Here is a 12,039-nt window from a genome sequence, read left to right as displayed (position 1 = left end):
CATGCCCGGGTGGAGAGCAAAAATTGCTCATGGAACTTTTCTGTAATATCGTTGAGCTGTACAGAGTAACCATGTTGAATTTAAGAAGTTCTCCAAACCGCGGAAAGGACTCATTATCGGGATTAAACTTGAGCAACTGTTATCCAGCCTGATTCTGCCTGCTGCCTGGCTGAGCTACCGAATCGAACCCTAGGAAACAGATCGGGAGAAAGAGTGGCAAGCCATTCTGGAGCATAAGGAATAAAGCGGCGTGATGAGACAGTACTTGCACTTTACTGTCTCTTTTTTGTTTTGCGATTTATTTCCATTCATTAATTAAAGTGAGGAAGGGATTATTACGAATATTTTAATTTATATAGACAATAAGAACATTTGTTCTTATAATATATTTTAAATAAATATGGAAGGGGTTTTAAAGATGACAAGAAAAAATATAAAACGAACGTTGGAGGTAGACGAAATTATAAAACTTTATCTTGAAGGTGCTAGTACTACTGAAATTGCAAAGCTTTCTAATGTGTCTCCGAGATATATAAGAATGATTTTGTCTGATCATAATATTGAAAAAAGGCCGTTTGGTAGTTGGAAGCGTAAGTATAAGTTAAATGAAGATTATTTCAAGACTTGGTCTAAAAATATGGCTTATATCTTAGGTTTTTTTATAGCGGACGGTTTTGTCTCCAATGATTTTCAGACGATCGGATTCGCGCAAAAAGAAAAATATATTTTAGAACAAATCAGAGACGAATTAGGGTCTAATCAACCACTTTATCAAAATAAGCAAACCGGTGTTTATATGTTATATCTCAATAGCAAAGTTATGAAAAACGATTTAATGGAGATACATGGTATCACACCAAATAAATCACTGGATATAAAATTTCCGTATGTTCCAGAAGTGTATTTAAATCATTTTATAAGAGGCTATTTTGACGGTGATGGAAATATTAATTCTCATGGATATGTAGTCAGTTTTGTTGGCGGATCTTTGGATTTTATGACAGCATTAGAGAATCATTTAAAAGCTCGAGGATTTGAAATGTACTTAACCAAAAACGAAAAACATATTCGTTTATATATGAGCGGCAGAAAAAGGTACCGTCAAGAATTTTGTGTAATGTAAGATAGATAGGGTATCTGTTGCAGCAAGAAAAAAAGCTTTTATCGATGAATATCGAAAAAGTTATTGCGTTCATCAAGCATGTGAAACAGTTGGAATTACATTAGGAACGTATTATACATGGTTGAAGCGTGACAAATCATTTAGCGAAGAATTTTATAAAATTAAAGAAAGGGAAGTTAAGTAACTAATTTCGGTTGACATAATATAAAGTGAAGGATAAAAAAATGATAAGTCAGTAAGTTTACTTAATAATCGCGTATAAACTTTGATAATTCGTATAAAAAAATGATAATTGTAGCCAAAAAATAAATTGAGTTAATTTATGTACATATTAGCACGTGTGTACTTATTTGTCTAGAAAAAGATAGGAAAAAATGTAAAGAGAGAAGTAAAATAAAATGTTCTAACTATTCAATCCCTCGATGCTATTATTCACAATACATAAAACCTATTGCTTTCTTTGTTTGAATATCCACCAAAATGATAACACGGCCTAAGATACCTTCATTTGTTTCTGATATCAAAAGTTTCGAAGAGGACAAATATATATAATAGCTCAGTTAGTGCCTATATAGTTTTCCTAAAAGAGAGTTAAATGTAGAAGAAATGAGAAATTACCTTGAATCAAAGTTAACACACATTGAGAAAGAATCAGGAAAGAAAAAAAGAATTGATACTTCTGCTACTAAAAGAGTCAAAAAGAGGTATCATTCTTTTCTTACTCAACTATCCCGAAAATTAGTATTTTCATCATTTGCTGGTGCCGTAAGCGCGACATGAATGTCTATCCTCATTCTCCTGATGGTCCCGCATAGATGCGATATAGTTATCTCCCATGGAAGAACGAATGAACTTCCATCATCTGTGGTGTTGCGAAATGTATCATGGTTGGCTAACGGAGCGATAGTTAAACAAGATTGTAAAAAAGACTGTTTTATTTTAACGGGTTCTGTTTTAAGGTGCAGAAGTATCAATTGACATGAACAAAGCCTAGTTTCCAATAACAAATGGCTGATCCGATTTTGAGGTCAGCCGTTTTTATAACAAAGAATAGGAAAATTAGGGCGTCCTAGTCATTCTGAATCATTTGGATTCACGATAGCGAAGTGTAAATGATCTTCCCACCTTCCGTTAATCTTCACGTTCTTCTTGGAAAGCCCTTCTTTATGGAATCCTGCCTTCTCCAAAACTCGAATCGACCCGATGTTATGTGGCATGACTCCTGCTTCAATTCTGTGTAACTTGAGAACCTCAAAGGCATAGTCAACGACTAGGCGCACAGCTTCAGTAGTATATCCATGTCCGTTGTGCGATTGATCTACATAATAGCCTAACCAACATGTCTGTAAAGGACCACGGACCACTTCAGTCAACTCAATGATGCCAATCAGTTCATCAGTACCGATGAGGAAAATGCCGAACGTGTATTGCTCGTCTCTTTCCATCTTCGCCAAGCTGGTTTGGATTCGATTTAACTGATATTCCTCCGTATAGAACTCCTCGGGCCTATCTGGCGTATACTGTTGCCAAAATTCTCGGTTTCTACGGTACATCTCTGCCAAAGGCCCCACATCTGTATCCCTTAAAAATCGCAAATAGATTTTGTGTCCCGCTAATTTCATCTTTCTTCATCCCTTCTTCACATATAAACACCACAGGAATCCTATGATGGATAGAGTATCTCGTCTCATGGAAATCGACATTGAAAATGACACTTGAATTGGCATGCAATTGACACTCTCCATAAATTCTTTTCATCTTCTCATCTTCGAGATAGTTCAAACTTTCTCCTGCCAAAGTGAATGACTTTTTGCGAAAAGCCTTATAAGGACAGGACAAATAGCGTGCAGAATCGATTGCCAATTCGCACACTATTTTTTGTGTGTCAAATGCCTGTTTTGCACCTCAAAACGGAACCCGTTAGATTTATTTCGGTCTTTTTCTGTGTTCTAAAAATCAACATTGAAATTTGACAGAGTTCTGATCTCCTTTATTATCGCTGGATTACCTATCTATGATAAAGGTGGCTGGTTTATTTGGTCGTAAATCAACAACAAACGATAACAGAGACACTCGTGCTAATTTTTGGCACAACGATTCATTAAAATAAAATAAATTGTATTGTCCATACTATTCGGTTCATATCTTTGTATACCGCTTATTTTCAGGGGATCCTTTCATTAAGAAAAAAAATCCAAGCGGTCTTGAAAAGACCACTCGGAGTTTCTTTTTTATATCCAAGTCTCTGTGAAATTTTATTGTTTATTTTTTTGACACCGATTGAGTAGAAAGGCGATCTATCTTATGTTTTTGTCAGGTTTTGAGATAGTCTTTATTGCATTTGATTTTTCATGTTTTTTCTCGCTTGCCCACGATTTCTTTTGCTTGACACAATCCTCCATTGTCCCAGTAGGGTCACTAATACTAGACAACCAGCAGCAAACGGAAGTCGGGAAGGTGCCAATCCGGCTAGCATCACCATCCCCCCAAGAGCGGAACCTATCGCACTTCCTAAATAATTAGCGGAACTGTTTAACGCAACGGCAGCTGCGCCGTGATTAGGTTGTAAGCGAAGTAATTCATGCTGTTGCGGAGCTTGAGAGGCCCATCCCATTGCTCCCCATAGAATGAAAGGCAGAAATGATAGCATCGGAAATGGAAATACGAATGGTAAGCTGAACATGGCTAAAGCCATGATGGCTAAAATGCCAGCCATGAGCAAGTCTGGCCTCCCTGTTCGGTCAATCAAAGTGCCAATGGAAAAGCTCCCGACTACGCCACCAATGCCCCATGCCCAAAGATAAGGTGTAATGATAGGAATGTCTGCCAGATTATCCAAAATGGTTGCGATATATGTATAGAGACCCAAACTGGCCATGCTGGTCATAAAAGTGATGCCAACAATTGCTGCAACCCTCCCATTGGTCATCATCGCAACACGTTGACGCAACGATGGTGGCGCCGAAGCCGGAAAACTTGGAAACCATATGACAATTCCTATCATGGCGATAAGACCTAGTGCAGTGATGAACCAGAGAGTTGCGTGCCAATCTAGATGTTCAGCAATGATCAATCCAAGTGGAACCCCTATGACCGTTCCCGTGCTCATGCCGCCTAGCGTCATACCAAGAGCGTGGCCGCGTTTCTGCATAGGAACAAGGGATGCGGCAGCTGCAGCGGCCAACGGGGAATAAAGCCCGGCCCCGATGCCTGCAATTGCACGTGCCATAAGCAGCATGGAGAAACTCGAGGCTAGTGCACTAGCTCCATTACCTAATGAGAATATTAAAAGTGCCAGCACTAAAATCCTGCGCATTGGCTTTCCAGCCAACAATGTCGCAAAAATTGGAGCTGCCAGTGCATAACAAAGGGTGAAGACACTTACTGCTTGCCCCGTTTGTGAGGCACTTATTTTGAACGTTGTCCCCATATTCGGCAATAAACCAGCAATCACATAGGCATCAAACCCAAGAGCGAACATACCTATCGTGAGGAGAAGAACTTTTCGCATGATAACCTCCATTTTTACTGAATCATTTGTTATGGAAGAGCTCTTCTATTTCCACTTTACAAAACTAATTGTAATATGTCTAATATATATTTATAGTTGTATTAATATATAATAAGTATTAAAAGGGGAGGCAACGCGTTGGAACTGCGTCATTTGAAATATTTCATAACAGTGGCTGAAGAATTACATTTTGGTAAAGCGGCAGCTCGTTTAAATATGGCACAGCCGCCATTAAGTCTTCAAATCCGTCAATTAGAAGAAGAAATAGGGGTACCGCTTTTCCATCGGACGAAAAGGAAGGTAGAGTTAACAAAAGAAGGACAAGTGTTTTTAGAAAAAGCTTATCAGATTTTGAAGAATCTAGAGGAAGCAATTGAAACAGTAAGAATGATAAGCCGTGGGGAGGCTGGGGAAATAACGATCGGTTTCATAGCCTCAGCAGCCTATGATATTCTTCCAATCATTATAGAGCACTATCGAAAGGAATACCCTAATATTCATATAGATTTGCAACAGTTAACGTCAGCGGAACAAGTGAAAGCTTTACACGAAGGCCATATTGATATAGGAATACTTTGCCATCCTATAAAAATAAAAAATGACACAATTAATATTGAAGTGATTCGACAAGAACCAATGGTGGTTGCTTTACCAAAGGATCATGCATTAGCTTCCGAAACATCCCCGATTAATCTTGTTGATTTATCCAATGATCCATTCATTTTAACGGGAAGAAAGGCAAATCAAAGTCATTATGATACAGTGATGAACGGTTGTTATCAGGCAGGATTCCAACCAAAGGTAGTACTAGAAACACAGGAATTACCTACTGTCATCTCTCTTGTTTCAGCAGGAATGGGCGTAGCTCTCGTACCAGCTTCTATACAATATGTATTCAAAAATAAAGTTGTTTATCGTGACATTCGGAATAATCCATTTACCACTACGACAGCTCTTGCTTGGAAAAGCGACAATCTATCACCAACTGTACATGCGTTTATTGATCTAATGAAAAGATCTGTCATCCCACTCTTAAATCAGCATAATTGGAAATGATCTCTTTTTAGATCAAGCAAGCTGTTAAATGTGAAGGGACACCAACATGAGAAAAGCGGGGACTCATTGGTGAACCATACGTGGTTTGAGTTCCATTTGAAGTCTGAATAATTGCATAAAAAGGAAAACATGAAAAGAATCATATTAGCCTCCTCCTTGTAGCATCATAGGTTCGCTTGTTATACGGGATCACAAGTCCAACCCATCCTGAATCATGTGTCTACAAGTAGGGGGGGAACTGTTTAGCCCCACGGGGTCTATGCCTCACGGGCAGGGACGTTCTGCCCCGGCTACCGTTATAATAAAACCATATAAAAAATGGTCAACCAGAATATCTGGCTGACCTTATAATACGAACAGAGCAGTTCAATTGAATAAGAAATATTATATAATAAATACCTTGCATTATATTGATGCGTTTATAGAAGGGGGAGAAAAACTGTGAAACAAATTGAAGAGTTTATCGATTCGATTTATCAAAAAGAAAAGAAATATCAATGCGTATCACCACAAAAGGCTTAATGTAGGCTGGTTTTTTTACTTTTATACTATTTAATGTATTAGGTTATTTGGTTTTCCGCTTAGTAGGTAAAAAGGTCCCGAATAACACAATTGGTTGAAGTTCTTGTTCAACTATCCCGAAAATTAGTATTTTCATCATTTGTTGGTGCCGTAAGCACGACATGGAGGTCTATCCTGAAAATTAATGTTTTTATTCTCTTGATGGTGCCGCATAAATGCGACATGGTTGTCTCCCATGGAAGAACGGATTAAATTTCATCATTTGTCATCATCTGTGGGTGAAGTTCGTTTCATGGTTGGCTAACGGGATTCTTTAGTGTACTATGTTATATATTCACACCCGTATAAGGACTTGGAATTGCTTACCTAAAATTTACCATGAATGACATCATTTATTTTAAATAAATCGCCCTATGGATATTAAGGCGATTTTTTAGAGGGGATTTGGTATTTAATGTTAAAATATATATTAAATAACTCTGTTGATATTTGATACTAATAAGTGTTGTTGTATAATAGTGAAAAGAACGTTTGTTTGGAGGTTGTGAAAATGACGTTAAATATACAATTAGAATTGTTCGTGAAAGATTTACAAAGGTCTGTTGATTTTTACAAAAACGTAATTCAATTAGATTTATTTTCCCAAAATGAAAATAGTGCTATGTTTAAAGCGGAGAATCTTAACTTACTTTTAACCCAAGAAGATGTTATTTCGAGTAACCATTATTTTAGCGAAATTAAAACTTCTCGGAAAGGGATGGGAGTTGAAATAATATTAGTAGTTCCAGATGATGTTCAAAGTTATTATCAACGTATATGTGAAATGCAAATTGAATTAGAATCAGAACTAAAACAACAAGAGTGGGGAATGACGGATTTTCGTTTAACTGACCCAGATGGTTATTATTTAAGAATCACTTCACCTAAAAAGTGATAATTTGAATGCTTTAATTAAAACAATCAGGGGCACTTGTTGTTTTAAACACAGGTGATAAGTTTAAACCTCATTAACTCTGTAACTTCAACTACGATTAGCCATATTTCAATAATTCTAAGCTATATTAGTTTTTTTACTATCAGTCGTGGTTTTGTAATTGACACCTATACAGATAGGATGTACAAACCGTTTTATTAAGAAATGGTTGTCTGAGTGAAAGAAGTGTTAGTCAAAAAGTCTGAATTGATTTTAAATTAGTTTTTATCAAATTTTAATTTAAAAAATAGTCAAACCAAAAAGCAGGGCAATTACCCAGCTTTTTTTTCGATTTAATTAATATCAATTGATTTGTCAAAATGGTGTTATTTTTGACCATTTTTTTATGTTTTTGTACCTCGAACGGGCAGTATAGTTAAATAACAGAATTTTTAAAATATTACTAGAAAATATAGATTGAATAATATACAATAAAAATGTTGTCGGTCATATTAAAGACTTAGATTTGTTTGTGGAGAGATAGAACGGAGGAATCTGGAGTTTTTGTAGGTAGCTAAATCATTACAAGAAGGGGATATTTTTATGAAAGAATTAAGAAAAATTTTAATGAGTGATCCATTGGTTTCCTCAATGAATGTATGTCCTTCACAAGAACCATTTGTTGACCTTGTTCATTTTGATCCAGATATCGTTGTGGATCCATCCCTTTCTAACAGGAGTCGTTACTTTTCTTTTGTCCGCCTTTCCGTAGCTAATAAACTGTCCTTAGCTAAAAAATTCCTTCCAAAAGGTATCCGTTTTCTCATTAAGGAAGGATACAGGCCTCTACATATTCAAAAGCGAGCCTTTGAGCGGGCATTACAACGGGTAAAAGAAAATTCTTCAAATCAAGATTTAGATCATTTAATGGCTGAGGCATCCAAATACGTAGCACCTCCTGAAGTAGCACCTCATCCAACAGGTGGTGCAGTAGACTTAACCCTGATTGACTCCAATGGTAGCGAATTGGATCTTGGTACACCATATGATGCCATACCACAAGAAACGGACAACGCAACTTTTTTTGATGCAACCAACATCAGCGTACAAGCAATGCAAAATCGTCAGATCCTCGCACACGCTCTACAGTCTGTTGGTTTTGTTAATTACTTTACAGAATGGTGGCACTGGTCATATGGTGACAGATACTGGGCTGTAATGACGAACGTGGATCATGCCCTTTATCATCCCGTTTCAGAACAAGAATTGTTGAATCTGTTGCAAAAGGCATAACTAGAACAAAAATAGAAAAAACAAGCCAGAAAATAATCAACCTTTTTATGAATAAACGATTCTATTGGGGTTGCTGCGGCAACTTTCTTCTTAAGCTAACGAGGCAGGAATGTTTAAAAGAAATTCATAAAGATACAATGGAGGGAGAAAGAAATGGGAGATTTAGCTATCAGAACAGCTAATCAAGAAGATATTCCACAACTTTTAAATTTAATGTATCAATACATTGTGGATTTTTATAAAAGACCTAGACCGACTGAAGAGTCACTTAAAGGATTGATACAAGATTTATTGGATAACCCCGCCAGTGGAATACAATTTGTTGCAGAACAGGATGGGAATTTATTAGGTTTTGCAACCCTGTATTTCTCCTTTAGCACCCTTCAGGTGAAAAGAATGGCTATTTTAAATGACTTGTTTGTGATACCAGAAGCAAGAGGGCAAAAACTAGGCGAGAAACTGTTTCAAACATGCTTGTCTTATATAAGAGAGAATGATTTTGCCTACATGACATGGGAAACTGCAAAGGATAATTTGGTTGCTCAATCTCTTTACAACAAAATGGGTGGTCAATTGTCTGAATGGTTAGTTTATGAAATCAGTTAGTGTATATCCAGTAGCTTTTTTATTTGATGGTGTCATATAGATTTGGCATGATTGTCTCCCATGGAAGAACGAGTTCCCCTCCGTCATCTGTGCTGAATCCTACTTCATGGTTGGCTAAGGGAGCAGAAAGGTTGAAGGAACAAGGAATTCATTATCTTAAATCAAATAATATTAGTTAAAACGTGAGATTAAACAAAAGGGAAGGGTATGGGGAAATGGTTGTTCTTGAAACACAAAGGTTGATATTAAGACAGTATAGAGATGAAGATATTACTTCTCTACATTATATTTTTTCTGACCCAGAAACAATGAAGTTTTATCCGGCTCCCTTTAGTTTTGAGCAAACTCAAGACTGGATTAAACGAAATCAAGATAGATATCGGGATGATGGTTATGGATTATGGGCGGTTTGTTTGAAAGAAACGAATGAATTGATCGGTGATTGTGGTCTTGTTAAACAAAAAATAAATGACAGTATTGAGGTGGAGATTGGATACCATATGAATAAAAAATATTGGTCACAGGGGTTCGCAACAGAAGCGGCTAAAGCGTGCAAAGAATATGCGTTTTATAAATTGGGTTTAAATAAGCTGATCAGTATTATTGATCCAAGAAATGTTCCATCCATTCGTGTGGCAGAGAAGATTGGTTTCACTAAGGAAAAAGAAGTATTTATTTTCGGTAAGAACCATTATATATACTCGGGGTTAAAGAAAGTAACGAAGGGTTATTGAACTAAGGGTCCGAAATTTAAATAAAATATGTACAAAAAAGCTACCTTACATCATAAGGNNATGTTACAAAAGTTGTTGCTGACAGGAAAAAGAATATCTCTGCGCACACCAACACGGGATGATCTGCCAATTCTATATAACCTGATATACGGTGTGGAGAATCCAGAATGGAAAAAGTACGACGCTCCTTATTTATCCGCTTGAATTTTGTACCTTTGAAAAGTTTTCTAAGAGAATGGAAGAAAGAATGAATGTTACGGATGTACCAAGTCAAATGATTATTGAACATCAAGGTCAAATTATAGGTATGATTAGCTATTATTGGGAGGATAAGCGTACACGATGGCTTGAAATGGGAATCGTCATATATTCTCCTGAACATTGGAATGGTGGATTTGGAACGGAAGCATTGTCTTTATGGATTGACTATCTCTTTGAAAATCTAACCATCGAGAGAGTGGGTCTGACGACTTGGTCTGGAAATCCACGAATGATAAGATGTGCGGAAAAATTGGGAATGCGATTAGAAGGTAGAATGAGAAAATGCCGCTACTATAATGGTGAATACTATGATTCCATCCGAATGGGTATTCTTCGTGAGGAATGGAATGAGTTTAAAAAGAATAATCCCTTATTCAATTCCCATGAAAGAACGAGTTAACTTTTATCATCTGTGGTGAAGTTTGCTGCATGGTTGGCTAAAGAGGCAGGGAAGTTGAAGAATTATATTGGGAGGAGGAATTTTTAGTGACAGAAACAATTGTACCAATTACAACAGATAATTTGGAACAATGTATTGAACTATATATTAAAGTTTTTAATAGTGAGCCTTGGAATGAAAGTTGGACGTATAAAACTACTAAAGAAAGGCTTACGGATTTGTTACATACTCCTAAATTTACGGGGTTTTTTTGGAAAAACAATGAAACTCCAATTGGTTTTATAGCAGGAAACAGCAAAACAACATATCAAGGAATAACTTTTTATTTAGCAGAATTATGCATCAATAATGAAATTCAAGGTAAAGGTTATGGTTCCAAACTTCTCCAATTTTTAGAGGAGGAATTACAGAAGAAAAACGTTAAAAGCATTTATCTTTTAACTTCCAATGGAGGACTCGCAGAAAACTTCTATAGAAAAAATGGTTATGTTGTGAATAACAATAGGATTGTTATGAAAAAGAATTTGTGAATTGTATTAGACTGTTTCACTACCATGGAAGAACAGAAATTCTTTCATAATCTGTGGTACCGCGAAATGAGGCATGGGTGGTAACGGTCAGGTTAGTTGAAGAAGGTAAGGTTTAGTTCCTAAACAGCTTCATTGATGATATGCTGTTGGTAATAAAATAAATGGAAAAGAAGGTGTACGAATGCTTGGAATAACTGGTTACGGAGTTTATTTACTTATGGCCATATTAATGAATTTAACTCCCGGCACTGACACCATGTATATTATTAGCCGAAGTATATCACAAGGCAGAAAAGCAGGCGTTTACTCTGTACTTGGAATTTCAACGGGTTCTTTCATCCATACTTTATTAGCTGCCTTTGGTCTATCTATTATTTTGAAACAATCTATTGTGTTATTTACCGCAATTAAAGTAATAGGTGCTGCTTACTTGATTTATCTTGGTATAAAAATGTTGTTTCAAAAATCATTACTAAAATTCGAACCTTCTGCATTACAGCATTTGGAATTAAAGAAGATATATATGCAGGGAGTCATAACCAATGTTACAAATCCAAAAGTAGCTTTATTCTTTATTTCTTTTCTCCCGCAATTTATTATTACAGACAATCCTTATGGTCCCATTCCCTTTATTATTTTAGGAATTTCATTTATTACTACAGGTACTCTTTGGTGTTTAATCGTTGCATATTTTGCTTCATTTGCTACCGAAAAACTAAGAGAAAATACAAAGATAGCAAACCTATTAAACAAATTAACAGGGATTATTTTTATAGGGTTAGGTATAAAATTATTTCAAACAAAAGCAGCTCAATAAACTTTAAACAGGATGATTACTGTTTTATTATAAAGATGAAAACTGCTTAATAAAGTAATTGCTTTTTTTGTTTCACTAAACCAGCTAATAGTTTTTAATTATTAAAAACTAGAATTAAACATAATATACTAGAAATCCCATGCCATTGCATGGGATCTTTAATGTTTTAACCCGTGATAAAACATAAATCATCCACAAAGGTTGGGATCATTATGTTCGGAGTATTTAGATCTCACATTTCGCACCCTCCCAACGAAAATCGGGAGGATTTTT

General features: G+C 36.1%; 9 protein-coding genes and 2 pseudogenes. 9 read left to right on the top strand and 2 right to left on the bottom strand.

All coding sequences use genetic code 11. The annotated features are described in order from the left end of the window. Positions 1-637: 637 nt before the first annotated feature. Positions 638-1,307: pseudogene (locus ETR37_RS09430) on the top strand (LAGLIDADG family homing endonuclease). Between the two features lie 889 nt (positions 1,308-2,196). On the opposite strand, the gene ETR37_RS09420 reads toward ETR37_RS09430, so the two are convergent. Then, positions 2,197-2,745: a GNAT family N-acetyltransferase gene (locus ETR37_RS09420; protein ID WP_060788962.1), complete on the bottom strand. Its 549-nt coding sequence runs from the start codon at positions 2,743-2,745 to the stop codon at positions 2,197-2,199. 710 nt (positions 2,746-3,455) lie between these two features. Beyond that, a complete protein-coding gene (locus tag ETR37_RS09415; protein ID WP_060788963.1) occupies positions 3,456-4,634 on the bottom strand; it encodes an MFS transporter in 1,179 nt (392 codons plus the stop codon). 138 nt (positions 4,635-4,772) lie between these two features. On the opposite strand from ETR37_RS09415, the gene ETR37_RS09410 reads away from it, so the two are divergent. The 8 genes and pseudogenes from ETR37_RS09410 to ETR37_RS09375 all read left to right on the top strand — a co-directional run bounded on the left by ETR37_RS09410 (position 4,773) and on the right by ETR37_RS09375 (position 11,766). Beyond that, complete coding sequence (locus ETR37_RS09410; protein ID WP_129447184.1) at positions 4,773-5,690, top strand: LysR family transcriptional regulator; 918 nt, start codon at positions 4,773-4,775, stop codon at positions 5,688-5,690. 1,072 nt (positions 5,691-6,762) lie between these two features. Then, positions 6,763-7,146 carry a VOC family protein gene (locus ETR37_RS09405; RefSeq protein WP_129447183.1) on the top strand — a complete coding sequence of 128 codons (384 nt, stop codon included), beginning with the start codon at positions 6,763-6,765 and terminating at the stop codon, positions 7,144-7,146. A gap of 582 nt (positions 7,147-7,728) precedes the next feature. Then, positions 7,729-8,418: a M15 family metallopeptidase gene (locus tag ETR37_RS09400; protein ID WP_129447182.1), complete on the top strand. Its 690-nt coding sequence runs from the start codon at positions 7,729-7,731 to the stop codon at positions 8,416-8,418. Between the two features lie 153 nt (positions 8,419-8,571). Continuing rightward, positions 8,572-9,024 (top strand): GNAT family N-acetyltransferase, encoded by a 453-nt coding sequence (locus ETR37_RS09395; RefSeq protein ID WP_129447181.1) that lies wholly within the window; start codon positions 8,572-8,574, stop codon positions 9,022-9,024. A 215-nt stretch (positions 9,025-9,239) separates the two neighbouring features. After that, a complete protein-coding gene (locus tag ETR37_RS09390; protein ID WP_129447180.1) occupies positions 9,240-9,758 on the top strand; it encodes a GNAT family N-acetyltransferase in 519 nt (172 codons plus the stop codon). 60 nt (positions 9,759-9,818) lie between these two features. Then, a pseudogene (locus tag ETR37_RS09385) lies at positions 9,819-10,419 on the top strand (GNAT family N-acetyltransferase). A gap of 86 nt (positions 10,420-10,505) precedes the next feature. Continuing rightward, positions 10,506-10,949: a GNAT family N-acetyltransferase gene (locus ETR37_RS09380; RefSeq protein WP_064550468.1), complete on the top strand. Its 444-nt coding sequence runs from the start codon at positions 10,506-10,508 to the stop codon at positions 10,947-10,949. A gap of 181 nt (positions 10,950-11,130) precedes the next feature. After that, complete coding sequence (locus ETR37_RS09375) at positions 11,131-11,766, top strand: LysE family translocator (RefSeq protein WP_129447179.1); 636 nt, start codon at positions 11,131-11,133, stop codon at positions 11,764-11,766. The last annotated feature ends 273 nt before the right edge of the window (positions 11,767-12,039 follow it).

The sequence above is a fragment of the Geobacillus sp. PK12 genome (assembly GCF_004123125.1).
Lineage (GTDB): Bacteria > Bacillota > Bacilli > Bacillales > Anoxybacillaceae > Geobacillus > Geobacillus zalihae.
The sequence above is the reverse complement of the archived record's forward strand: the minus strand, read 5'-3'. Positions and strand labels throughout refer to the sequence as shown.